We start from the raw sequence: 25,807 nt of genomic DNA on the forward strand, positions 1-25,807 counted from the left end.
AAATTATCAAACGAAACTATTGTTCTTTATATTTTTCTAAATACCAATGTATTGTTTTTTTGATACCTGTTTCAAAATTTTCTTCGGCATCCCATCCCAATTCATTTTCAATTTTAGAAGCATCAATGGCATATCTAAAATCATGACCAGGTCTGTCTGTAACATACGTAATAAGGTCTTTGTATGATTTAGTAGTACTCCTTGGAATTATAGTGTCTAAAATTTCACAAATAGTAGTGGCAATATATATGTTTTCTCTTTCGTTTTTTCCTCCAATATTATAAGTTTCTCCAATTTTCCCAGTACGTAGTACTAAATCTATTCCTTTACAATGATCCAAAACATATAACCAATCTCTTATATTTTTACCATCACCATATATAGGTATATTTTCTTCATTAATAGCTTTTCTAATGATAGTTGGGATCAGTTTTTCATTATGCTGTCTAGGACCATAATTATTTGAGCAGTTTGTTGTTACCACTGGTAAGCCATAGGTGTGAAAGTAACTACGAACTAACATATCAGAAGACGCTTTTGAGGCACTATATGGGCTATTTGGTGCATAAGGTGTTTCTTCGGTAAAAAGGCCTGTTTTTCCTAAGGTACCGTAGACCTCATCTGTAGAAATATGTAAAAAGCGAGCGTGTTCAAATTCTAACTTTGGTTGATTTGGAGCTTTCATCCATGTCTGATATGCAGCTTGTAACAAATTAAAAGTCCCGACAATATTGGTCTCAATAAATGCTTTTGGGCCTTCAATAGAGTTATCAACATGAGATTCTGCAGCAAAATGAACTACGGTATCAATATTATGTTCTATAAAAACTTTTTCAACCACACTCCAATCACAGATATTTCCTTTTATAAAAGTATAATTTGTGTCATTTTGGACTTCAATATTAGCAAGATCAGCAGCATAGGTTAATGCATCAAGATTGATAATTTTTGAATCATCATTTTTTGAAATAAGGTTCACAAAATTCGACCCTATAAATCCTGCACCTCCAGTTATTAATATGTTTCCCTTCATAATATATTAGATATAAACTTCTAATAATTTCATCCCTTGACTATTGCTTATAATTTGTAAGTTTTCAATTTCAGCTGGAATCAATATTGTTTCACCAAATGAGATACTTGTAGAATTATCATCGATTCTTATTTCACCACTTCCTTCAACACACATCAAGATTTTAAACGAATCTAGGTGTTTGTAATCTCTTTTTAAATCATGATTAATTTCAAGTGTATTTGTTGTGAAATATGTGCCAGAAATAAGGTTATTAATTTGGTTTTTATCCTTTTCGTATTCTAATTTAAAAGATCTATCTCCTTTAAAATCCAGTGCATCCAATGCCAGATCTGTATGTAATTCTCTTTCATTTCCATTACTGTCTTTTCTATCCCAATCATAAACTCTATACGTAATATCTGACGTTTGTTGAATTTCAGCAATCAATGATCCTTTTCCAATTGCGTGTATTCTTCCCGCTTTAATAAAATAACTGTCTCCTTTTGAAATGTTTTCAAAATTCAGCAATTCTGTAATTTTCCCTTCTTTCAGGAACGTTTCATATTCATCTTTTGTGGTATCTTTATTAAAACCAACAATTAACTTCGCATCAGAATCAGCTTGAACAACGTACCACATTTCAGTTTTTCCAAAAGAATTATGACGTTTCTTTGCCAATACATCGTTTGGATGCAATTGAACAGATAAGTCCTCTTTGGCATCGATATACTTAATTAACAAAGGAAATTGATCCCCAAATTCTTGATATACTTTATTACCTAATAAATCTTCTTTATACTCCTTAATTAGGTGATCTAGTTTTTCTCCTTCTAACTTCCCATTAGATACTACTGAAATATCATCACCCACCGTTGATATTTCCCAACTTTCACCAGTATTCTCATCTATTATAGGTTTATTAAGAATAGTTTTTAATTTATTCCCTCCCCATATTTTTTCTTTTAGAATTGGTCGAAATTTTAAAGGATATAGCATAATTATTGCTTTTTATTAGTTCTTTCATAGGTTTTGACAAGGCATACTTCCTAAAAGAACAAGTATTAAAAATTGTAAAAATCTATTATTATTCGTCTTTAACAAATTCTTTTATCTCTGCATTCAAATATCGAAGAAAGTAGAATAAAGAAACCAGTCCTATAAGAAGTAGTGGGGTTATAAACATCATACGGTTGAATAGTTTTTTGCGTTTTGAGATAACGTCTCCATAGTCGACAAAAGAAAACATTTCTTTGTCAAGAATCAAAGCACGTTCCTGGTCATTAATCAACTCTATTAAAAGTTCTTTCTTTTGTAACAGAGAGGCTATAGAAACCATAGGCAATTCTGATCCTGAGGAAATAATAATGGCTTCGTTTTCTGCCTTTAATGGTGATTTTTCCAAATTACTCAAATACGTATCAATAAATTGTAATGATTTCTTATTTCGTTCTATATCAATTTTGTTTTGTTTAAGTGTAAGATCCGATATTTCTGTATAATATTGATTTGATTTAATATATCCTAAAATAGACGAAATCATTTTACTATTATACTCATTTTTTTTGTTGAAATTAATAGTGAGTTTATGATGTTTATAAAAATCTCTAAACCCTTCTTCTTCTAATTTACCTTCTTCATATGCTGTCATTATATCTTTAAAAAAATCTCTATTTTTATATCGCTCTTGTAAATTATCCAAAACATCTGTGCCTTTTATCACGGGTTCAATAGAGATTTTTTTTATGTTTTTAGCATGATCCAAGTTAATTCCTAGATTCTTAAGAAAATTATCGTCTTGAAAATTATTTCCCAACTCTTCTATAAAATCATAAATATACTTTGCACTATTATATTTTGGTTCGATTATAATTTCTTGTATATGAATATCTTTTTCACCTTGATTTTGATCTAGTAAAAAACCCGTAACCCCGCCAATAGCAAACAAAATAAAAAATAAAATCCATTTTTTTTTATAGAATACAACTACAGAAATAATCAATCTTAAAAAAATTTTAAAACCCTTCTTGATCATTCCAAAAACTTTCATTAAATCTATTTCGTCATTGTAATTTTCATTACCCATAATTACTATCTTTCTTTAAATATTTGTTCTATTATTTTTTCAGTTATTAGGTATGTTGGTTTTACTCCTGTAGTCCCTAAGCCTCCAGAAGCTAATGTACTCCCTGTTTCTAAGGGGTTATCTGAAGCATAATAAGCGTATCGTACTTTTACTTTTGGGCTGATACTACCTCTAAGTTTAGAAGCTGATTGTATCGCCTTTTGATAATGTGCTCCTTCCATTTCCAGTCCAATTACATTCCAGGTAGAATCATGAAAAAACTTCAGAATATCTCTATTTTGCAAAGAGGTTCCTAGAACTGTAATCATTGCTCCGTCATAGATATCAATGCCATGTCCTTCTAATTCTTTCTTTTTTAACTGATTTTTAAACGGGTAATTATCTGCTGTCCCTTCAAAAACATGAGCAGATGGTATCATAATATCTCCTTTTCCTCCTTCAAGAATGCCCGCTTTACCCATAATAGAAATAGATTTAACATCAATATGTGTTTTGGCTCCCTGGGTAGTTATATATGGTTTTAATAGCTCATCCATCGTCTCATATGCCTGTTCTCCAAATGCATAATCCATTACGATAATTACAGGTTTATCACTATCTTCGATATCTACTATTAGGTTTTTATATTCACAATCTGCATATTGAGCAGTATCAAATATCTGTACATTTATATTTGCTCCACTTTGATCTTCTATATAAGTCATTCCTTTTTGCAAGGCTAACTTTCGTACTTTTGCTCTTAGTTTGTCATTTTTATTATCACTTAATGACTCATAAACGTCAAAAATACTTTTATCTTTCAACTCATTTTTTAAAGCAACAGAAGCATATAATGTATTCATTACACTATGCATATTAGCACTAATGATGTGAATTGGGCGATCAAGTAAATTTAATTCTTCTAATTTGTTTTTAATCGTATTTGCCCAAATCTCTCCATGAATATGATGGCCCAATCTTTCTCTTAATACTGGACTAAAGGTTACGATTCTCTTTTCATCTTCAATTGATTCTTCTATCGCCAGCTTACCCAGCCAATAAATAATATCTAAAAACCGCTCTTTGTTTTCTGGGCAAGAAAAACTACCATATACAGAAGAAACTTCTTCAAAGGTTCTTCCTAAAATATTAGCTGTATGGGTCAAAGCGACTTCTCTTTCGGCTTTGGTTAAATCTTTTTTAGACGCTACAGCTTTTTCTAATTTTTGCCAATCTCTGGTAACATTACCCTGCTCATTAATCACTACTCGATTCATGATCTTATGTGATTCTATAAATAAAAAGGTAAGGTGCGTAAGAATATCATATATTTCTGATCGCCCTCTGGTAATCTCGATATTCATTTGCTCATCATCTATACGATAGCAGTTCCTACGTCTTTTGGGAGGTACTATAGCTTTAAAGTGAGAGTTTTTATATCCTTCGTCACTTGTTAAGTTAATATATCGGCATTCTTCAATACCAAATGGTAAGCGATCAATAACATAGAGTAATCCATTAAGTTCTACTTTTTCTTCTGCGACAGAGCCATAAATCTCTGGGCGAAGTATTAACAATGCCTCTCTAAGCGTATCTCCAGAAACTCCCATGGGTTTATAAAAACCTCTATTAAATAGATGGCGCATAGTTATGTACATGCGTTCAATTGCGCTAGAGCTTTCCTGAGCTCTTGTTCTTCCTTGTAATATAAGATTTGCCATAAATTTTTCCTAGCAAATATAAGTATACTAACTGAACATTAAAATTCAATTAGGACTATTTGTCTATTATAGTTGTGAGTACATCTACTATATTTCTATCATTAGAAAGTCTTGGAAGTTTATTTTGCCCTCCTAGTTTACCTACAGATTTCATATAATCTTTAAATCCGTCTTTAGAAACTGGAGTTATTTTTAATGTCCTCAATATTTTTCCCTCGATCAAATCATTATAATATGAATTCTGTTTTCGCAACGAATTCTCAATTTCTAAAGCTAATTTCCCCGTATCTTCTGGAGTTTCTAGAAATTCTATAAACCATTCGTGATAGGGCAATTCACCTTGATCTGGATTAACTTGTGGTGCTACAGTAAAATCATTAATCATTATCCCGGTGGCTTCTATACCATCTTTAATTGCCTGATCAACTTCTTTACCAATCACATGTTCTCCGAATGCTGAAATAAAATGCTTTATTCTACCAGAAACAATTACTCTATAAGGTGATGTGTTTGTAAACAATACTGTATCTCCAATATTATATGCCCATAACCCAGCATTAGTAGAAACCAGCATTACATAATTTACTCCTATTTCGACCTCACCAATAGTTAATCTCTTTGGATTTTCTTCAAAAAACTCATCTGCCTTTACAAACTCATAAAACATCCCCGAATCCAGTTGCAAAAGCATTCCTTTTTCATTCTGGCTGTCCTGAAATGCAAAAAACCCTTCTGAAGCCGGATACAATTCGATACCTGCTACTTTTCTGCCAATTAATTTTTCAAATGTAGCTTTATAAGGTTCAAAATTTACACCACCGTATATAAAGAGTTCGAAGCCTTTAAAAAGTTCTCCTATAGTTTTATTTGTCTTTTGCTGTAGTTTTTCAAAATACATTTGTACCCATGGCGGAATACCACTTATCACACTCATATTCTGATGTACTGTCTCTTCAACAATAGCATCGACTTTTTGTTCCCAATCTTCAATACAATTAGTTTCCCAACTAGGCATTCTATTTTTTTGAAGGTATTTTGGTACATAATGCGCTACTATTCCTGAGAGTCTTCCTAATAATATTCCATTCTTTTCACTCATCTCTGGACTCCCCTGAAGAAATATCATCTTACCATCTACAAAATCTGCTTTTTTGGTTTCTTCAATATAGCATAAAATCGCGTTACGAGCCGCTCTAATATGAGTAGGCATAGAGTCCTTGGTAAGAGGAATATACTTTGCGCCACTTGTAGTTCCCGATGTCTTCGCAAAATATAATGGTTTTCCTGGCCAAAGTACATCATTCTCGCCAGCTACAACACGATTTACATATGATTTTAATTCTTCATAATCTCGTATGGGGACATTTTGTGTAAAGTCTGAATATGTTTTTATATCCTGAAAATTATGATCTTTACCAAAGGCCGTGTTTTTTGCTTTTTCTATAAGGTCTGCAAAAACTTGTTCTTGAGTTTTTATTGGGTTTGATGCCCATTTATTAATTTTTTTGCGAATTCGCTTAGCAAATACTTTAGCTCCTAATGTTTTTAAGGACATAGATAATTATTGTTCAAAATCAATAAAGTTAGAAGGATCTGTCGGGTATCCATCTCGCCATAATTCAAAATGTAAATGAGGCCCTGTAGACAACTCTCCCGTAGAGCCTGCTGTAGCAATTACTTCTCCGGCCTTAACTTGTTCTCCTTGTCGCTTGGTCAGAGAGGCATTATGTTTATATACTGTAAGTAAGTTATTGCTATGCTTAAGTATAATTACATGACCAGTTTCTGCAGTCCATTCAGAAAAAATTACAGTCCCAGAAGATGCTGCTTTTACCGGGGTATCTTTGGGGACCGCTACATCTATACCATAATGTTTTTCATTCATATTATAGTTAGAAGTAATGTTACCTTTTACCGGTGGAAACAATGAAAAATCAGAGCTTGATTTTTCACTTTCGAATAGACTATATTTATCTTCCTTAGATACTTCTTCACGAAGTTTTATATCTTGTTCTGAAGGTTTAAGATCGATCTCTTCAGGATTTAGTTTTTGGGATTGTATTGCAGAATCAATATCAAATTCTACAGTTTTTACATCTCCTGTAAGTACTTTTCTGATCGATTTATAATATTCCTGATTTATATTAATCACTGACTCCAAAGAATCTGTAGTAGCCACCAATCTGTTAGCTCTCAAATTGAGTGAGGTAGAAGAATATCCTGGGATATATTCTCTAAGCGGCGTAAATGCAATTAAAAAAGTGGTTCCTGCTACCAAAACAATTGAGGTAATAGTAACCATTACAAAAACATTAAGTCTGTTTAATTTAAATGATATTCGTTCCTCAAAAGTATCCTCATTAAGGATAACCAAGCGATACTTATTAAGTAGCTTCTTGGTAATTTTTTTTTGTTCTTTGTTCTTTTTTGCCATAGATTACATCTTCAATAAAGAATGTTATCAAATCGGTATCATTAATCGCAAATATACATAATGAACTCATCTTGGGTTTACCTTTTACCTGCGAAATTTACATTTTACCTTCTAATTTTGTCTTTTTATCAAATTATTGTGTTATTATTTTAATCAAAAACGTCTTTCTTACAAAAAGTTAATCTTATGAGATGTAAATATTCAGTCAGAGATAAACACAACGGTTTTGATAGGTAAATCGTCTATTGATTTTGATAAAATTGATATAAAAATCCGTTTTTTAACAGCTAAAAACATATATTTAATCATTTCTTGCTAACTTTGTAATCTAATAGTTAAGATCATGATATTATCTAGTATATTTTTAGGAATGATTGGCCCATGGCAAATTGCTCTAATTGTAGCAATTGTATTGCTTTTATTTGGTGGAAAGAAGATTCCCGAGCTAATGAGAGGCCTTGGTAGTGGTATAAAAGAATTTAAGGATGCCTCAAAAGAAGAAGAAGATCCTAAGATTGATGAGAAAAAATAATTTCTGAAACACCTTATATATAAAACCCAACTTCATGAGAGTTGGGTTTTTTTATATTTTTATTTTTTAAAAATGTAATATATTAAACCATCAAATTATTATTGAACGATAAACTTTTTAACGAGAGTTTCTCCTTTTTTAGAAACAGTTAAAAAATATACTCCTTTTGCAAACGAGTGCCTAATAAAGTGTTCATTTTGACTTGCCACTTCACGATAAATTCTTTTACCTATCATATCTATTATCTCTACTCTGGTTCCTTCTAATTCAGAATAGTTAATATTTATCGTATTTTCTGAAGGATTAGGATAAATAAGAAACTCGTTGTTAGATTCTTCCATATCATCTACTTCTTCTTCTACTACTACTTCTATTTCATCAATAGAAGCATCATAGAGGATTCCAAACATACATACATTCCAAACCATTGTTTCCCATGTAGTAAATTCATTTCCGTTAATAAGAGACCATCCGTCACTCCATCTTCTTAACCCAGGTAAGTCATCCCAAGCCGGATAAAGTTTGTCTGTAATAACTCTTTGATATGGTTGCCCACTTCTACCCTCGGTACTACCATAGATAACTATACCAGGAACATTTCCGATGACCGGTTGTGCACCTCCGCCTGGTAATTCACCGTATTTGGTATAGTAACTATCGAGGTGTGCCGGACTTATAGGTTGTTTATCTCCCAATCCTGTTACATAACTATGTCCTTGTGGATTTAACCCTAGAGAATAATTGGCATAATTGCTTATCTGGTTATAATAATGTTGCTTATCTTCTTCTGAAGTGCTTAACCGCATCATATAACCCAGATCTTCTGTATATCTACCTTGTGCAGTAGAAGCTCCCCATCCATTATATTTTGTAACACCTTGTGCATATGGAAAATCATTTTCATTCCAACCCATATATCCTCCGGTATCAGCCTGAAATTTGAGTGCATTTAGCAATCCTTCGCTGATAGTGGGATCTGTATAAATATCACTTACAAGCAAATAACTAATAAACTGAGAAGATTTAATTGTTGCAGACATATTACCTCCTAAGTACTGGTCTGGCCATGTTCCTCCATTAATAATAGTGTTTAATACTTCTTCTCTAAATAGTGTATGATACCTATTCTGTGCATCCTCTGTATCATTACCTATAGCGGTAACCAGATACATTTGCAAGGCAGCATACAACATAGCTCCACGATGTGTTCCGGAAACATAATTTCTGTCTATATAAGACCATGCCTGTTCGGCCTTTGCAAACAAATCCGAAGCCCTGTCAGAGTCATAAGGTTCGATAATCCTGGAAGCTTGTGCAAACATTCCGGCTGCTTCAAGAGTTGTTTTAATCCCAACTTCAAAAGTACCATATTGGCGATCATCTTCATAATCTGCTCTATGTGCTCCATATGTCGGATGCGCCATGGTTTCGGTTCCTTGCATTACGCCTCCAAAATCATCTGGGTTATCCCAGTTATCCTGATTGAGTTGTAAATTTTCCCAAATTAAAACGCCCCATAAAGCTTCATCAAGAAAATCAGGAATTCCATTTCCTGATTCTGGAATATTATATTGCCTGTCAATAAAATTTTGAGGAAATGCTTCAAAAGTTGAAAGCATTGTTATCGGAATAACCGTATGATAAGGTCGTCTGTCAAAATCTCCTGCATCGTGATATCCACCTATAACAGCATGCATTTCTGCATCGTTCGGCACATCAATAAAACTCGAAGAAGACCATGTATCCATAGTAAAAGCACTTTCTTCATGGCATATTTCTCTTTCATATTCTGTATATGGCCTTTTGAGTTCGATACCACAACGTTGATGAAACATCCCCCGTGCATGAACCTCGGCTATTTTACGCAAATAATTATTCCCAACACCAAAGGAGTAAGATCTGCCAACCCCATTTACAACAATATGGTATGGTCCTCCTACAGGAACATTGGATAGATCTATCCTATATACATGTTCACCAGAAGTTGCCAGTCCTATATCGGTATCATCTCCCCAATAGATCAGTTTTCCTGAAGTAATCACGGTATTATTCTCATTAATTACTTGATAATCTGGTATCACATCAAACATTGTGGATCCCAGATTGCCGCCGTAATAACCAAAGTTGGCATAATTTCCTGTTGCGTTTCCACTATACCCTTCTTGATTTACCTTAATTGATTCGCAAAATACTTCGGTATCAGAAAAAGCTAATGATGTAGTGCCGTAGGGGCTTATTATAGTATAGTTTGTATTATTTACTAAATTTTGATTTAATTCGAGATATATATTATGTCGTACAAAAATCTCATAATATCCCACCGTCCAATCATACTTTCTTTCGTCATAAACACCAGCTCCTCTTCCAATAGAAACAGGAATAGTGCCATTTACAGTCCAACCTGAAGTAGAGGGAATTACATCCTGATTCTCTACGCTCATTTCAAGAACAACAACAATAACATTTGTGTTAGCCGTATGCACATCGACGATAGTCTGCGCTGAAACAATTTTAAAAAGAAATATTAAAATTAAATACAAGTATTTTTTCATAATTACTTACCAAAATTTCCTGAGTTTCTTAAAGCTTTAAAAACAAGGGTATTGCTTTCTTTAAATAGCCATAGTACTAGAAAAGTTATAGTTCTTAAATCCTTAGAAATAAAACAGGTGCTTTTTATTGATTCTTTTGTCTTAAATATTAAATATTAGACATTCTTAAAAATCAAACATATGCATATCAGAAAATAATTATGATATAGAATTGGTAGTTATACAATTTCAGCTAATGAATGTATCTTTTCAATTCATAATCGACAAATTGATAGAGATATTAATTTGTGGTTAGTATGAAAACAAGAAATTACAATGTTTTTTGGTTGTATATTTTAGTCTATAAGAGAAAGCTGAATTCTCTTTCTGTTTATATCCACTTCTATTACGGTAACCATCAAGTGTTGATGTAATTGTACTACAGCATTTACATCGCTAATATATTCGTTTGCTAATTTTGAGATATGGATTAATCCACTTTCTTTAATCCCTATATCGACAAAACATCCAAAATTTGTAATATTATTTACAATTCCTGGTAGTTTCATTCCTGTTTTTATGTCTTCTATGGTTTTTACATTAGGATCAAACTCAAAGACAGTTACTTTTTTTCTTGGGTCTACACCAGGTTTTTCTAATTCTCTCACAATATCGGTTAATGTAGGAAGCCCTACCTCATCGGTAATATAGTTTTGTAGTTTGATTTTTGTAATAGCCTCTCTATTCCCTATTAATTCGTTTATAGGAACTCCTGCGTCTTTTGCCATTTTCGAAACTAATTTATAACGCTCTGGGTGTACTGCAGAATTATCAAGTGGGTTTTTAGGGCTTGTAATTCGTAAAAAAGCTGCTGCCTGCTCATAGGCTTTTCCTCCCAATCTTGGTACTTTTTTGAGCTCTTCGCGTGATTGTATCGCTCCATTTTCTGATCGATATGCTACAATATTTTCTGCGAGTTTTTCACCAATACCCGAAACGTAACTTAATAGCGGAACACTAGCGGTATTTACATTAATACCTACACCGTTTACACAACTCATTACTACCGTATCCAATTCGTTTTTGAGCTTGGTTTGATCTACATCATGTTGATACTGTCCTACTCCTATAGCTTTTGGATCAATTTTTACTAATTCTGCCAAAGGATCAGCTAATCGTCTTCCTATAGATACTGCACCACGTACAGTTACATCATAAGTAGGAAACTCTGCTCTGGCAATTTTAGACGCCGAGTATACCGAAGCTCCGCTTTCATTTACCATAAACACCTGGACTGGCTTATCAAAAGGTATCTTTTTAATAAAAGCCTCTGTTTCTCGAGCAGCGGTACCATTTCCTATAGCAATAGCTTCAATCTTATATGCATTTACAAGAGATCGTATTTTTTTAATGGCTCCTGTAGTTTCTCGCTGTGGAGGATGAGGATAAATATTCTCGTTATGCAGTAAGTCACCTTGGTTATCCAGGCACACCACTTTACATCCTGATTTAAAACCTGGATCCAAAGCTAGTATTCTCTTTTGTCCTAGTGGCGAGGCTAATAGTAATTGTTTTAAGTTTTGTGCAAAAACTTTTATCGCATTTTCATCTGCTTTTTCTTTAAATTGATTGAGTATTTCTGTAGAGATTGCTGGTGTTAACAATCGTTTATAAGCATCAGAACCAGCCAAAAACATATGATCTGTACAAGCTTCAACATTTGTTTTGATCATCACACTATCTATGATATCTAATGCATCATCTTCTGGTACTGCAATTTTTACTCTTACTATTTTTTCATTTTCGGCCCTTAAAATTGCTAGTAGCCGATGCGATGGACATTTATGAAGTGGTTCTTCCCAATCAAAATATTGTAAGTATTTCTGAGCTGCTGCATCATCCTTTTTTGTTTTAATTATGGTAGAGGCTATTGTAGCTTTGCGTTGATATAGTCTTCGTAATCTATTTCTTATTTTTTCATCTTCATTAATCCATTCTGCTATAATATCTCTTGCTCCCTGTAATGCTAGCTCTTCACTAGTAACGGTATCATTTAGGTACTGTGAGGCTACAAAAAGAATTTCTTCTTCTCTTTGCTGCATAATGATCTTAGCCAAGGGTTCTAACCCTTGCTCTTTGGCTACAGAAGCTTTAGTTTTTCTTTTTTTCTTGTATGGTAAATACAAATCTTCTACTTGTGTAAGTGTATCTGCAGACAGGATTTTTTTCTCTAACTCTGGAGTTAATGCTTCTTGCTCTTTGATCGTAGCTAATACACTTTCTTTTCTTTTTACTAAAGCTTCAAAAGCAGTTTTATGTTTTACAATTTCACCAATAGCTACCTCATCAAGATCTCCCGTCATCTCTTTACGATATCTAGAGATAAAGGGAATTGTAGCCCCATCGTCTAGTAAGGAAATAGTTTTCGCAATTTGTTTTTCTGAAACAGGAATCTGCTTCGCTATAAAAGAAACGATACTCATAAAATCAAGTTTTTGGAATCGCTAAATATAATGCCAAAAATGAAAGATTATTTTATACTGAAGAGAAAGTTTTCTACAATTTTTTAGAAAATTGCTTTTATACATACAAGACGTGTCACAAAATTCTAATTCAGACGTATTGTTTGAATCTTGGATATCAAACTTCCATCACTCCCCATTCCTTCAATAAAAAGTGTAATGTTCTCTAAGTTGGTATTCTTAATCTTAAACGTTCCAAAGCCATCTTTATTAAAATCGACCCAAGGTTGCCAATGAATCAAACCATAATCTATAAATCCCAAATCAAGATAGTTTGAATATCCTGGATTATAAAACTCTTTAACAGGTTCAAATCCCTTTTCCATTGTGTATTCTACAGAATTTTCATCGACGTCAATTTTTGATCCTAAAGGAACTTTTCTAGTAAATATCCTTATTGATGCCCCTGCACCCCCTCGGGCACCCAAACCATAACTTATTTTATCAATATAAATTCTATCTACTTCATTAGTTCGCAATACTGTTAATATACTTTTATCGCCTCTTAACTCAACATTATCTACAAATACAGGAACCTGAGTAGGAAAATTTATAGAACTTGGGGCACGGCTGTAAATAACTACATCTGAAGTAACTGGTCTCTGATCTCGTATATAAAACCTTCCTACAGACTTAATATAGTCTAATATGACGGGGAAATCCCTAGCTATCTTAGGAGTGATTTTTTTAGAATTATTTTTAATGTATTTAAGCAATGGTACTTTACTTGTGTTTTCTGATTCTTCTTTACTTTTTGCCTTCAACAAAACTTCATCTAAAACCTCAATATTATCGGCAATAAACCCTTTAGGAATTTTTATGCTCTTGTTTATATTTTTGCTTTCTATATTATTTTGTTGTGAAATAACAATATCATTAAGTGGCTTTTTATGCTGATCTAATAGTATTTGCAAATATAATCTTGGCTCTACAAAAACATCATCAGAGGTTACCCCAGAAAGTTTAATTTCTTCTCCTTTTTCAGGGAAAAAATTGGGTAATTCAAAAGAATTTGTATTATCAACATCAATAAAATGACCTTTTTGATATATAGTTGGATGCATATATAATTTATATATATCATCTTTGTTTTTTCCCTGTATCTTTCCTTTCAGTTTATACCCTTGATTAAATCCATACAATATGTTAGGTTTATTATTAAAGATTCTCTTCCAACTATATTTACTCCAGCCTTGAGTAATCAATAATAAATCAAGATCATACCTTTTTTTTCTATCTACATCAGTAAAATAATATATTTCATTCTCTATCAAACCTTTTAAGTAAGGTCGTAATACCATTGCCGAATAAATATTATCATTGGGGTTATTTGATTTTGTGCCTTCAGGTAATACAGAAATACTTAGATCATATCTCACTCCTTTTTTTGCAGGCACCTTGATATTTATCGATAAAGAATCTTTTATAGTCTTGTTGCCAGAAGCACTAATGTCCTCAACAATTTTATCAAAAGAATTAAACAATAATCTTTCTGCAATAGGAGTTTTCTCTTTAAACACGGTTAGTGTATTTATTCCTGGATAAAAAACGTCTCTTTTTAATGAGATTCTCCTCTTTAGTTCGTTTGGTAAAAAATGTAAAGGAATTTTCTTTGATAAATGGTTTTGTTTAACCAATAAATAATAATGATCACCGTTTAAATCCTCCAATGTTTTTGTATTAGTATTAAACTCTATTAGCGCATAATCTCTTGGCATATTATCAACATTTATAGCTATGCCTTTAGTCTGTATTTGAGGAAACGGCACTTGTATTTTCTCACCATTTTTGAACTGTATAACGGCTTTATATTTTTTACCTAATCTTAGATGTATATTAAATTTACCCATGCCAAATCTATTTGACACAAATGAAACAATTCTATTTTCCTGATCATCAACAACATACCCTTTATCGAAATGTACTCCATAACCTCTATTATTAATGAGCTTAAACCCGATGCTATTATCTGTTTCCGAGACTAGATAACCTCCTTCGGGAAGTAACTGAAAATCATATCTTAACTTTTCTGTGACAATTTCTTTGGAAATGGATTCTTTTATGATCTCTATTTTCTTTATATAGGACTCATCTTCTATAAAATTATTCATCCAATTCGTTGATGCTCTTAGGTAGTAGCTACCATTATTCCAGGTAGAATCAATTTTTATGTTACCTCTAAAATTACCTCTAGAGCCAAAAAACAAACCACTATATAGTTCTTTTCCTTCTTGATTAAATAATTGAACATTGAGATTTGTTGAGCCAAAAGAAGGAAGATTATTTTGTCGATCATAAGCATATCCCTTAAACCATATTTCTTCTCCAGTAATATAGGTGCTTTTATCCAAATGCAGGTATAATGTTTCTCTAGGCACACTAAAGTAGTCATTATTAGCTTGTTGTGCAGAGCGCGATGAACTACTATTATTCTGAGCATTTAATCCTATCGAAAAAAAGAACAATAATAGTGTTAGCAAAAAGTGATTCATAAGCCCTTATTTATATTTAATTTCTCTAGTATATACAAACTTTAAAACTCACATTAATTAGCTGCTAGGGTCTTAGTTAAAAACGCACTTTCAGAATTAAAAAACTCAGTAGTAGTAAGATTAAATAGTTCTTATACCAATCCTGAGAAAAACACCTTCATTTTAAGTGTTTTCTCTTAAAAGAGATTTCTGTCTTTTATAACAAGTTGTGAATTAAAACCTATAGATATTAAATTTCTGCAATGTATATGAGACTTACTCGAATTTTATTGTTTTTATAATTGCTTCGAGCTCAAACATATTATCTCTTTTACTAACCGAAGGAGCAAATACAAAACCTTCTAATACCATTAATCTATTATTAGCAATGTCTTCTATAGCATAATTAACAAATGGACCTGCCATAAAGCGATCTTTGATCTCCCAGGTTCCTTTGGTCTCGAAAGTAAATCTATTATCTAACTCAATTTCGTAAAGATAAGGTGCATATGCCTCTTCTGTAATAAAATGACCAACTTCTGGAGTAGGAATTTTTACTGTTCCTATAGAATCTCTCATTTTTATGATACTAGAAACTGTATTAGAATCTTTGGTTACCGTTCCTAATGGTAATTCATAGATCATAAGATTCATACTACCATGCTTAATATTTTTACGTATCCAAAAAAACTTGTCTTCTTCAATGGCAATACGATATGCAGAAGGAATATTTAAAGTGATTCCTAATTTTTCCTGTAGCTGTGGAATTCTCTCTAAGGACTTTTTGATAATAGCTTGTTTCTCTTTAGTTTCTAAAGACTTATATTTTGAAACGATCATTTCATGTTTCTCCTGAATCAAAGTGGTAATATCATCATCGGTAGCTCCAGAAATTACAGCACCGATTTGAGGATTAGAAAATTTATTTTTTAATAATCCATATTTATTTTCTCCTCCATCTTCTTTTTTGATCCACAGAAAAATACGACTCTGTTTTGTAAGTCCGGTAAAGGCTTCCATTGGTATTTGTCGCAATGTAAATAATGGTTCTTCTTGAGGTAGACCCGGTACTTCGGCTCCAAAATATTTTCTTATAGTATCACCAACACTACTGTTCCATAGCTCATTATCTACAACCACAGAAAGGTGATTTATTCTTCCATTAGAGTGTGCCATAGACTCCTGACTCTTCTGGCTTTTTTCTTTTTTAACCTCTTCTGTACAACTAAAAATACAAAGCAGGCAAACAATTGCGAGGGATAATTTTCTCATAAGATAGATAATAGTTAGCGGTTATGATTTTGAAAGTTTCAGTGTCATACCTGGTTTTATACCACTACCACTAATATCGTTCCAATTTTTAAGATTTTCGACAGATACTCCTTTAAATTTTTGAGAAATACTCCATAAAGTGTCTCCCGTCTTAACAGTATATACCTCTGAGCTATTAGCTGCAACCTTAGTTAAAGTTTTTTTTGTTGTAGTTTTTCTAGATTTACTTACTACTGGCCTACGAGGGTAAATGGTAAGACGTTGACCAATTCTAAGATTATTACTTCGTAAACCATTCCATTTTTTAATTTGACTTACTCTAACGCCATAGCGTCTCGCAATTTTTCCCAAATAGTCGCCGCTACGTACTCGATATCGAATCCGATCATTTGCCTCAAAGTATTTAGGTAATGGTTTTTCGCGCTTATCAAATTCTGCCTTTGCCAATGTATAGATTTGATCTTCATTAGTAACAAAAGGACCAATCTTATCCAGTGGTAATCGCAATACATAATCTTCATCTTTGATATATGGAATGATATCTAATTTATAGGAAGGGTTTAGAAATTGTAATTCTTCGATATCAATATTTATATATTCTGAAACCTGATCTAATGTGATCATTTGCTTTACTCGAATGGTGTCGGTTTCAAAATAGGCAAACTCTGGTTTTCTAGGTTTGAAACCATGTTTGTCTGCATACTCAAAAATGTACATTGTTGCCAAAAAAGCAGGTAAATATCCCGCAGTTTCTCTAGGAAGATTATGTCTGATATTCCAATAGTTTGTATATCCTCCACTACGACGAATGGCCTTGGTTACATTACCGGGCCCCGAATTATATGAAGCCAAAGCAAGATCCCAATCTCCAAATACTTTATACAAATTAGAAAGATATTTGCAAGCAGCTTTGGTAGACATTATCGGATCCATACGCTCATCTACGTATGAACTTACTTCTAAACCAAACATTTTACCGGTACCAAACATAAATTGCCACAATCCTGTAGCTCCAACTCTGGACTTTGCTCTAGGTTTTAAAGCAGACTCTACAATAGCAAGGTATTTTATTTCTAACGGAATGTTCTGATTGTCTAACTCCTGCTCAAAAAGTGGAAAATAAAATTCGCTTAGTGCCATTAAGCGTTCTAAATGTTTGTGTCTGTTTTTTAAATATCTCTTGATCACGCTCTCTAATGAAGGATTGTACTCTACATTAAAAGGTGTACGTGCATTTAGTTCTGCCAATCTTGCTTTTAACGTATCGGTAGGAAGATCAACATATTCTACTGGTTCATATTTCAGTTCGGTAACTGATTTGTAAATGGTATCAAAAAGGCTAGAGTTATATAATTCTTGTTTCCAGATAGAGTCTAACTGTGACATCTTAGGATGGTCATTTGCTACGTAAATCACACTATCTTTTACACTTGTCGATGTAATGGTAGTTGTCTGTAGTTCTCCCGTTGTTTTGATTACTTGAGTTGTATCTACGACTCGAACTGTATCTTGTTTTAAATCCTGAGTCTTATCAAGTACAATCTCCTTGGTATTTGGAGGAGTTGATTGTTTCTCTGATGATGTTTCTTGTCCCATTAACGAAACCGAAACTAATAGAAAAGAAAGAAATAATGTGCAATAGTTATTCATCTTACAAATGCATTTGCTTTTAGTTCAACGGAAAATTGGGGCTATTTGTATTGTTTTTAACATGTTATCAACAATACAGCAGCGAAAATCGCACTTTTTTTTCTAAACTGCAAAAAATCAAAGCGTTAAAAACATTAAAAAAACGGTTAAAACGCCCGTTTTTTCATAATTTTTATAAAAAATAAGTGTTTTCTTACAAAATTACACGCTACTTATTCTCTATTGCAGCTATTCCTGGTAGTGTTTTACCTTCTAAGCTTTCTAGCATAGCTCCTCCTCCTGTAGAAACATAACTTACTTTAGTGCCAAAACCAAATTGTTTTACTGCTGCTACAGAATCTCCTCCTCCTACAAGAGAGAATGCTCCATTTGCTGTAGCTTCTGCTATAGAGTGTCCTAATGCTATAGTTCCTTTAGCAAAATTTTCCATTTCAAAAACACCCAATGGTCCATTCCATAATATGGTTTTCGATTTCAAAATTACATCATGAAAAACTTTCATTGTCTCGGGCCCTACATCAAGTCCTTGCCAACCATCAGGAATCGTATTAACAGCAACAACCTTAGTGTTTGCATTATTATCAAATGCATCTGCTCCCAATACATCAACAGGAAGGTGAATTTCTACTCCTTTTTCTTTAGCTTTTCTTAAAATCTCTAATGCCAGCTCTTGTTTATCATCTTCACAAATAGAATCCCCTATTTGGCCTCCGAGAGCTTTAATAAAAGTATAAGTCATTCCTCCCCCAATAATCAAGTGATCTATTTTATCTAGAATATTCTCGATTATCGTAATTTTTGAAGATACTTTTGATCCTCCCAGAACAGCAGTCACTGGCTTCTCTCCACTTCTTAATACTTTATCAATACTTTCTATTTCTTTTGCTAATAAATTACCAAAACATTTTCGTTCAGGAAAAAATTGTGCTATAATAGTAGTAGAAGCATGTGCTCTGTGAGCTGTACCAAATGCATCATTTATATAGATATCTCCCAGTTTTGATAATTGTTCTGCAAAACCAGTATCTCCGCTTGTTTCATTAGGATGAAATCTTAGGTTTTCTAATAATAAAACTTCACCAGAGTTTAAGGCTGCAACAGCATCTTCTGCCTCCTGACCAACACAGTTAGCTACATATTTTACCTGAACTCCAAGAATATCTGCAACTTTTTCTACGATATGCCTTAATGAAAATTCATCCTGAACACCTTTTGGCCTACCCAAATGAGACATTAAGATCGCACTCCCTCCATCTTCCAAAACCTTAATTATTGTGGGTTTTGCAGCCTGAATCCTAGTGTCATCTGTTACTTCAAAATTTTCATTTAAAGGAACATTAAAATCTACTCGAATTAATGCTTTTTTATTTTCAAAATTAAAATCGTCAATTGTCTTCATGATACTGAATTGGTTTTTCGCAAACGAAAATAATTCTATTTCATTAAAAACATCAAAATCTGATAGAAAAATTGCTCGAAACCAGAGGTAATTTTTCACTTTTATCAAATTTTTATAAAAACCCTTTTTTCAATAAAAGAATCATAGTTAAATAATCGTATTACTATCAAACCAAAAAAGTTGTCATCTTGATATTTATTTTAAAATCGAGTACTCTATCCTATTTTCATACTTACCATTTAGATACCTTAGAATAAGATAAGTCTTCGAAGCTATTAACGTCATGTTTGCATTGGTAAAATATCTACACAGGATTTTATGTTAAAAATTATTTTTATATTGTATTTACAAAACACTAAACAACTATCTAATTATGAGTAATTTATCTGCACGCACACCAAAAAAAATTACAGTAATCATAAGTATTGTACTTGTTCTTTTAGGCCTTCTAGGTTCACATATTCACCCTGTTCTGGCAGCAAATAGTAATTGGCTTGTACTAGCAGGATATGTACTTCTGCTACTGGGAGTTTATCTAAAAGGGTTATAACTTCCTAATTTTCTGTGAAGGTCAACACTAATTTATTTTGTGTTTAGCTCTGGTATTTATAGAAAGGATTTTCTAGAGAGAGATAATAAGTAATACTTGTTATGAGTGCACATCCTGAGGTTAAATAAATACCACATGTTTTAATTACTGTATTGGTAATTTATGGATTCTTCAATTTTTATGAGGTTTTATATCTTATAGATCTGCTTTCTTTTTTAGGTATCTCTTATATTTGCCCATGCTTTTCTCAGAAATATTAGGTTTAAAACATATCAAAAGCTATTTGACCACCAGTGCTGATCGTCAAAGAATACCTCATGCGCAGCTTTTTGTTGGCCCAAATGGTAGTGGGACTTTACCTATGGCTATTGCCTATGCACAATACGTTTTGTGCCAAAATCAAAATGGGGAAAATACAAATGGTCTTGAGTCATGTAATGTAAAATTTGATCATCTGGCGCATCCTGATTTGCATTTTGTATATCCTGTTGCTGTAAACGATAAGGTAAAAAAACATCCCACATCTGATCAATTTGCAGAGGAGTGGAGGCATTTTGTAAATGAAAATCCTTATGGAAGTATTTTTGACTGGTATCTTTCTCTTGGAATTGAAAAAAAACAAGGTCAAATAGGAGTAGATGAAGCTCTTGAAATCGTTAAAAAGCTTTCACTAAAAAGCTATGAAGGAGGGTATAAAATAATGTTGATCTGGATGGCGGATAAAATGAATATTGCCGCTTCTAATAAGCTTCTTAAATTAATTGAAGAGCCTCCTGAGAAAACCATATTTATACTTATCACAGAAGATGAGGAGCAGCTTATACAAACCATTAGATCCAGATGCCAGGTATTACATTTTCCTCCTTTGGGAGAACAGGTAATAAAAGAAGCGCTTCAGAAAAAAGAGAATCTTTCTGATAGCGATGCTTTAAAAATAGCACATCAGGCTAATGGTGATTATAGTAAAGCTTTACACCTGCTACACCATGATGGTGGTGATGATCAATTTGAAGATTGGTTTATACAATGGGTACGTACAGCATTTAAAGCCAAAGGGAATAAGTCTGCTGTAAATGACTTAATCACCTGGAGTGAATCTATTGCAGGTACAGGAAGAGAAACACAAAAAAAGTTTCTAAAATATTGCCTGGATTTTTTCAGACAAGCAATGTTACTTAATTATGGTGCAGAAGATTTGGTCTTTCTAGAACCAAATACAAATGGTTTTAAATTAAAAAACTTTGCTCCTTTTATACACGGTGGCAATATTATGGATATCTGTAACGAACTTCAAGATGCTGCTTATCATATAGAACGAAATGGTAATGCAAAAATAATCCTTACCGATCTCTCGATAAAGCTTACTCGATTATTACATAAAAAAAGTTCATAATGTATAGTTTACTGCCTGTTAATACTTAAGGATAGTAAATTAAAAATCAACATTTTTTAGTCTCAAATCTTATTCTATATTTGATACTCTAAACTAATCTCACATGGATAATTTTATAAATAATATTGTTTCAATAACCATCTTACTATTTCTTCTCATTACTTTTTTGCAATCAGGGATCGATAAAATAATCGATTGGAAAGGAAACCTTGGTTGGCTAAAAGAACATTTTGCTTCTACTTTTATGGGGAATATGGTTCCTCTTCTTTTAACAATTGTTTTAATCATTGAAATGATTACGGCTGTATGTTGCGTTATTGGTATTTATTATCTTATTACAGATGATATTACATGCTATGCCGTTTTGGCTATGTTTTTAGCCTGTATAACGCTTTTAATGTTGCTTTTTGGGCAAAGAGTAGCAAAAGATTATCAAGGGGCCTTAACAATCACCTGTTACTTTGTAGTGGCCATCTTTGGGCTATATGTAGTTTCTTTATAAAACATTTTATAGTACTGAAGCGTATTAATTAGTGTTATTTCTATCTAATCGGTGCTATACAGTTTTAGAAGTAAATAATTAGGCAAAAAAAATCCTGCTTTGTTTAAAGCAGGATTTTAGAATTTCTTTTAAAATCTTATTAATAGGTACATCCACATTTACTTTGTCTACAACCAAAATCAAATCCTAGCGTGATCATATGTGATCCTGCTGCTGTGGTCGGTTGTAAAACTTCGTTTACGTTAATCTGATATCCATATGCAACATAAAAATTAGCTTTTTTGATCCCCAACATGGGAGATACAGAAAGTGGTTTAAAATCCTGATCAACCAAAGATCGAAGACTAACGCCTATCCAATAATAATCTTCACGATGCATTTTACGAACCTTTAGGTTAAGATCTGCTGTAGAACGACCATCACCTGCAAAGTTTTGATACAATACAGAAGGCTCTACCTCGATATCACTAAACCTATGATAGAATGTATATCCAGTATATAGATAATAGTTCTGTATTTGTGAAGGTTCGGTTGGATTAAAATCATCAATCTCTTTCTGTAATAAATTCACAGCATTGGCACTCAAAAAGAATCGACCAATACGATATAACAATCCAATATCAAAATTAGAATCATTTACACTTATATCTGCTAATCCAGGATTAAATGGGTTGTCAGGGTCTCCATTATTAAACCTCGAAGTGTCGATACCAAATTGGGTAAACTTATAGCTAATCCCAAACGATAGGTATTGATTATTATATTCACTTAGTGTTAAATGGTGTGCAAAAGATAACTGAATCCCTTTTTGAGTGGTAAATCCATTCTGATCATTAAACAGAATTGCACCTACACCCGAACGGTCAGATATTCTACCATCTATTGATAAGGATTGTGTACCTGGAGAATCCTCGATACTTACCCATTGCTCAAAACCCGAAGCTCTGATCTGCCAACAATCTCCAATACCCGCGTAGGCCGAGGATATCAAATATGGGTTATCTGCAATATATTGGTTTTGTACAGGAGCAAAAAACTCCTGAGCAAAAGTACAATAACTTGCAAATAGGCTAAATATGATAATATACTTCTTCATCTAATATTAAAAATTACAGATCATTAACTTTTCTCTTTCTATACCATCTGGCTTTTTACCATATAGTCTTATAACTTACTAAGGCTCTATATATTATCTATATAATGTAAAGTGGCCTGTAAATTCTCTATTATCTACATCATTCAGAATTATAGAATACCAATAATCTCCTGATGGAAGTTGTTTTCCTTGGTATAAACCATCCCATCCTTGTTGGTCTCCTTTAAATTCTGCTAACATTCTTCCGTATCGATCAAAGACGATTACTTCCATGTTCTCAAAGAAGAAAGGATCATCTATATTAGGAGTAATCTGTCTAGGATACCAGAAACGATCTTCTGCTGTACTATTAGGACTATCCGGTGTAAAGTAATTCGGGATACGAATATTAATATAAGTCAGATTCTGAACCGTAAGGACCTCACAACCATCTGCATCAACAACACGCAATACATAATCAGCAGTCTGTCGTATTACAAAAATGTTTCCATCTAATTCTGTATAATCTGAAGGCTCTAATTGATCCAATGTCATTCCTTCTTCTAGCATCGTAAATGAGAATGCATAGAAAGGAGTGTTTTCAAATGGCCTTCCTCCTGATGCTATGATTTGATATTCATTAGGATCTTGTGGATTATTAGTCATTTGAGCAACTGGTATTGCCAATGGAGTATACTCAAGAATCTCGATAGTATCTACTGTTCGTGTACATCCTTGGTATTCCATAATACCTTCATACTCTCCTGGGATAACCTCAAAATTACCTGTCAAATTCGAATTATTAGGTGGGTTTGGTGTTCCGTTTATACCATTTAAAGTATAAATAATACCTAATCCTTGTGAATCTTCAACAATATCAAAACTCACAAAGTATTGCTCTTCACTAGTCATCACAGGACTCGTAGGATCACTATAATCAAATATAGGACATACTAATTCTGGAACGAGTTCACCAGCAAGGTTAACACCTGGTTCAATATCAATATTAAAGGCTCCCTGACAGTTTGCATTGTTTTGAGAATCTCTAATGAATACTGTAGTTGTACCTCCTGGTAGATTATCTATAAACAAATTCGCAGGATCGGTAACCGGTTGATAAGTTACCCCATCAATACTCCAGAAATAACTAGGATCTGCTGGATTTGTTGGTGGTAACCCTCCTGTAATAGATAAAGTAGCTGTACCATTCATATCTCCCGCACAATCCTCTGGAGTTGTAGCATTTACAGTAGCCAAAATTGGTGCCGGTTCTATAATCTGAATATCAATAATAGTTCTTGGACAACCATTAGCATCTTCTACTTCTACTCGATAGGTGTCTGCTGGTAAATCTGTAAACGTATGCTCAAAATCAATACCATCAGAGTCATCTTCTATAAATGTAAACACAGCATTTCCTGCACTATTATATAAGGAGTAGAAGTATTGAGGCCATGTACCTCCAGTTGCAGCTACTCGTATAGTACCGTCCGTCTCTCCATTACATGAAATAGGCGTTGCAAACGCTTGTGCTATAAATTCTGTTGGTTGACGTATTTCAAAAGGTGTTACACTATCTACACAATCTCCGCTAGTTACTGTATAATTATAAGTTCCTGCCGGTAAATCGCCAAAGAAACTTGCCGTTTGTGTATCTGTAGCTAATGGGCCAGGTAATGTTACTGCGTTTCCTAAGTAATCTGTACCTGTTACTCGATAGCCATAATTACCTAATCCTCCTGTAACACTTGCATCAATAGAACCTGTTGGCTCACCGAAACAAACAATAAACGTGTTACTAGAATCTAATGCTACTTGTAATGGAACTGGATCTCGTACTGGTATTGTATTAGACGCAGGAGAAACACACCCATTCACATCTCTCACATAGAAATTATAATCTCCTGCAGGTAAAGTAAATTCATGGACTGTAGCTGAAATATTACCAGCAACAAAGGTAACTCCATCACTACTAAACACATATCCACCAGGAGTTCCTCCTCCTGCAGTAACCGTTATCGGGTTAGGACTAGGAGCAAGACAAGTTATTGGCCCCTGGGTTACATCTATTGTTACAGCTGGTGGAGCATTAATAATCACAGGATCTTGAACAGCTTCACATGCTAAATTATCGGTAACCGTAACAATATAGTTACCTGGTTTAAGATCATTCCACTGGAAAGTATCTGTTGTACTTGCAATCGCTCCAGATTGTGAACCATCCGGGAATGTTAACATGAAGAAATACGTCCCAGGTCCTTGGCCTCCTGTAGCAGTAGCAGTAATTGTACCATCTTCACTATCAGAACAAGTCAATAGCGTTGGTGCAATTGCATTTAATCCTAAAGGTACTGGTGGGTTTATAACTATTGTTTCGTCTGATGGGCAGTCATTGGCATCTAAAACTCGTACTCTATACAGTACATTTGTAGTCGCATTATTGGCATCCAACCCTGTAAAAATTGTTGTTGTTGTTTGGAATGGAACCCGTATTGAAATAACACCTCCGCTATCTTCACTTTCTAGTTGATATCGGAATGGAGGTGTTCCTCCATTAGCAACTACTTCTATAGAGGCATCATCACCAGGATTACAAGTTTCATCTTGTTTCTGATCTAACGTAACTGAAATCGCAGGAGGCGATGCAATATTTACTCTATTCGACACTTCATCACAGA

18 protein-coding genes are annotated in these 25,807 nt (G+C 33.3%); 4 read left to right on the forward strand and 14 right to left on the reverse strand.

Annotated features, from left to right (window positions below; all coding sequences use genetic code 11):
* Window positions 1-16: 16 nt before the first annotated feature.
* The 6 genes from rfbB to Z053_RS0113100 form a co-directional block, all read right to left on the reverse strand.
* Window positions 17-1,033, reverse strand: coding sequence for a dTDP-glucose 4,6-dehydratase (rfbB, locus tag Z053_RS0113075; RefSeq protein WP_025665463.1), 1,017 nt, complete (start codon window positions 1,031-1,033; stop codon window positions 17-19).
* A 6-nt stretch (window positions 1,034-1,039) separates the two neighbouring features.
* On the reverse strand, window positions 1,040-2,011 hold the full coding sequence (locus Z053_RS0113080) for a type I phosphomannose isomerase catalytic subunit (protein WP_035096075.1): 972 nt from the start codon (window positions 2,009-2,011) through the stop codon (window positions 1,040-1,042).
* An 88-nt stretch (window positions 2,012-2,099) separates the two neighbouring features.
* Window positions 2,100-3,098 (reverse strand): hypothetical protein, encoded by a 999-nt coding sequence (locus Z053_RS0113085; protein WP_025665465.1) that lies wholly within the window; start codon window positions 3,096-3,098, stop codon window positions 2,100-2,102.
* A 5-nt stretch (window positions 3,099-3,103) separates the two neighbouring features.
* Window positions 3,104-4,798, reverse strand: coding sequence for a DUF6909 family protein (locus tag Z053_RS0113090; RefSeq protein ID WP_025665466.1), 1,695 nt, complete (start codon window positions 4,796-4,798; stop codon window positions 3,104-3,106).
* Window positions 4,799-4,853: 55 nt separating this feature from the next.
* Entirely contained in the window at window positions 4,854-6,353 is a 1,500-nt protein-coding gene (locus Z053_RS0113095; RefSeq protein ID WP_025665467.1) for a GH3 auxin-responsive promoter family protein, read from the reverse strand.
* A gap of 6 nt (window positions 6,354-6,359) precedes the next feature.
* The gene (locus tag Z053_RS0113100; RefSeq protein WP_025665468.1) at window positions 6,360-7,232 is read right to left on the reverse strand and encodes a M23 family metallopeptidase; all 873 of its coding nucleotides are present in this window, start codon (window positions 7,230-7,232) and stop codon (window positions 6,360-6,362) included.
* A 343-nt stretch (window positions 7,233-7,575) separates the two neighbouring features.
* On the opposite strand from Z053_RS0113100, the gene Z053_RS0113105 reads away from it, so the two are divergent.
* Window positions 7,576-7,764 carry a twin-arginine translocase TatA/TatE family subunit gene (locus Z053_RS0113105; RefSeq protein ID WP_025665469.1) on the forward strand — a complete coding sequence of 63 codons (189 nt, stop codon included), beginning with the start codon at window positions 7,576-7,578 and terminating at the stop codon, window positions 7,762-7,764.
* Between the two features lie 98 nt (window positions 7,765-7,862).
* Here Z053_RS0113105 and Z053_RS0113110 read toward each other — a convergent pair whose 3' ends face one another.
* The 6 genes from Z053_RS0113110 to Z053_RS0113135 all read right to left on the reverse strand — a co-directional run bounded on the left by Z053_RS0113110 (window position 7,863) and on the right by Z053_RS0113135 (window position 19,609).
* On the reverse strand, window positions 7,863-10,316 hold the full coding sequence (locus tag Z053_RS0113110) for a glycoside hydrolase family 9 protein (RefSeq protein WP_025665470.1): 2,454 nt from the start codon (window positions 10,314-10,316) through the stop codon (window positions 7,863-7,865).
* Between the two features lie 335 nt (window positions 10,317-10,651).
* Window positions 10,652-12,778: a Tex family protein gene (locus Z053_RS0113115; RefSeq protein ID WP_025665471.1), complete on the reverse strand. Its 2,127-nt coding sequence runs from the start codon at window positions 12,776-12,778 to the stop codon at window positions 10,652-10,654.
* 125 nt (window positions 12,779-12,903) lie between these two features.
* Complete coding sequence (locus Z053_RS0113120; RefSeq protein WP_025665472.1) at window positions 12,904-15,309, reverse strand: hypothetical protein; 2,406 nt, start codon at window positions 15,307-15,309, stop codon at window positions 12,904-12,906.
* Between the two features lie 255 nt (window positions 15,310-15,564).
* Entirely contained in the window at window positions 15,565-16,560 is a 996-nt protein-coding gene (locus Z053_RS0113125) for a DUF4837 family protein (protein WP_025665473.1), read from the reverse strand.
* 21 nt (window positions 16,561-16,581) lie between these two features.
* Window positions 16,582-18,210 (reverse strand): LysM peptidoglycan-binding domain-containing protein, encoded by a 1,629-nt coding sequence (locus Z053_RS0113130; RefSeq protein ID WP_035096077.1) that lies wholly within the window; start codon window positions 18,208-18,210, stop codon window positions 16,582-16,584.
* 208 nt (window positions 18,211-18,418) lie between these two features.
* Complete coding sequence (locus Z053_RS0113135) at window positions 18,419-19,609, reverse strand: phosphoglycerate kinase (protein WP_025665475.1); 1,191 nt, start codon at window positions 19,607-19,609, stop codon at window positions 18,419-18,421.
* Window positions 19,610-19,982: 373 nt separating this feature from the next.
* Here Z053_RS0113135 and Z053_RS31510 point away from each other — a divergent pair, with 373 nt between their 5' ends.
* From Z053_RS31510 to Z053_RS0113150, 3 genes are all read left to right on the forward strand, one after another.
* Window positions 19,983-20,159 carry a hypothetical protein gene (locus tag Z053_RS31510; RefSeq protein WP_159099250.1) on the forward strand — a complete coding sequence of 59 codons (177 nt, stop codon included), beginning with the start codon at window positions 19,983-19,985 and terminating at the stop codon, window positions 20,157-20,159.
* 238 nt (window positions 20,160-20,397) lie between these two features.
* Entirely contained in the window at window positions 20,398-21,552 is a 1,155-nt protein-coding gene (locus Z053_RS0113145; RefSeq protein WP_025665476.1) for a DNA polymerase III subunit, read from the forward strand.
* A gap of 103 nt (window positions 21,553-21,655) precedes the next feature.
* On the forward strand, window positions 21,656-22,054 hold the full coding sequence (locus Z053_RS0113150) for a hypothetical protein (protein WP_025665477.1): 399 nt from the start codon (window positions 21,656-21,658) through the stop codon (window positions 22,052-22,054).
* Window positions 22,055-22,193: 139 nt separating this feature from the next.
* On the opposite strand, the gene Z053_RS0113155 is transcribed toward Z053_RS0113150, so the two are convergent.
* Window positions 22,194-23,150, reverse strand: a complete 957-nt coding sequence (locus Z053_RS0113155; protein ID WP_025665478.1) for a PorP/SprF family type IX secretion system membrane protein — start codon at window positions 23,148-23,150, stop codon at window positions 22,194-22,196.
* A 93-nt stretch (window positions 23,151-23,243) separates the two neighbouring features.
* A partial coding sequence (locus tag Z053_RS28470; protein WP_152538304.1) for a T9SS type B sorting domain-containing protein occupies window positions 23,244-25,807 on the reverse strand: 2,564 nt, incomplete at its 5' end.

Origin of the sequence: Aquimarina megaterium XH134, from assembly GCF_000520975.1 — a bacterium.
Taxonomy (GTDB): domain Bacteria; phylum Bacteroidota; class Bacteroidia; order Flavobacteriales; family Flavobacteriaceae; genus Aquimarina; species Aquimarina megaterium.

Excerpts from the sequence above, each read along its gene's own strand:
- rfbB (WP_025665463.1), bottom strand. The coding sequence starts at position 1,033 with ATGAAGGGAAACATATTAATAACTGGAGGTGCAGGATTTATAGGGTCG.
- Z053_RS0113080 (WP_035096075.1), bottom strand. The coding sequence starts at position 2,011 with ATGCTATATCCTTTAAAATTTCGACCAATTCTAAAAGAAAAAATATGG.
- Z053_RS0113085 (WP_025665465.1), bottom strand. The coding sequence starts at position 3,098 with ATGGGTAATGAAAATTACAATGACGAAATAGATTTAATGAAAGTTTTT.
- Z053_RS0113090 (WP_025665466.1), bottom strand. The coding sequence starts at position 4,798 with ATGGCAAATCTTATATTACAAGGAAGAACAAGAGCTCAGGAAAGCTCT.
- Z053_RS0113095 (WP_025665467.1), bottom strand. The coding sequence starts at position 6,353 with ATGTCCTTAAAAACATTAGGAGCTAAAGTATTTGCTAAGCGAATTCGC.
- Z053_RS0113100 (WP_025665468.1), bottom strand. The coding sequence starts at position 7,232 with ATGGCAAAAAAGAACAAAGAACAAAAAAAAATTACCAAGAAGCTACTT.
- Z053_RS0113105 (WP_025665469.1), top strand. The coding sequence starts at position 7,576 with ATGATATTATCTAGTATATTTTTAGGAATGATTGGCCCATGGCAAATT.
- Z053_RS0113110 (WP_025665470.1), bottom strand. The coding sequence starts at position 10,316 with ATGAAAAAATACTTGTATTTAATTTTAATATTTCTTTTTAAAATTGTT.
- Z053_RS0113115 (WP_025665471.1), bottom strand. The coding sequence starts at position 12,778 with ATGAGTATCGTTTCTTTTATAGCGAAGCAGATTCCTGTTTCAGAAAAA.
- Z053_RS0113120 (WP_025665472.1), bottom strand. The coding sequence starts at position 15,309 with ATGAATCACTTTTTGCTAACACTATTATTGTTCTTTTTTTCGATAGGA.
- Z053_RS0113125 (WP_025665473.1), bottom strand. The coding sequence starts at position 16,560 with ATGAGAAAATTATCCCTCGCAATTGTTTGCCTGCTTTGTATTTTTAGT.
- Z053_RS0113130 (WP_035096077.1), bottom strand. The coding sequence starts at position 18,210 with ATGAATAACTATTGCACATTATTTCTTTCTTTTCTATTAGTTTCGGTT.
- Z053_RS0113135 (WP_025665475.1), bottom strand. The coding sequence starts at position 19,609 with ATGAAGACAATTGACGATTTTAATTTTGAAAATAAAAAAGCATTAATT.
- Z053_RS31510 (WP_159099250.1), top strand. The coding sequence starts at position 19,983 with ATGAGTAATTTATCTGCACGCACACCAAAAAAAATTACAGTAATCATA.
- Z053_RS0113145 (WP_025665476.1), top strand. The coding sequence starts at position 20,398 with ATGCTTTTCTCAGAAATATTAGGTTTAAAACATATCAAAAGCTATTTG.
- Z053_RS0113150 (WP_025665477.1), top strand. The coding sequence starts at position 21,656 with ATGGATAATTTTATAAATAATATTGTTTCAATAACCATCTTACTATTT.
- Z053_RS0113155 (WP_025665478.1), bottom strand. The coding sequence starts at position 23,150 with ATGAAGAAGTATATTATCATATTTAGCCTATTTGCAAGTTATTGTACT.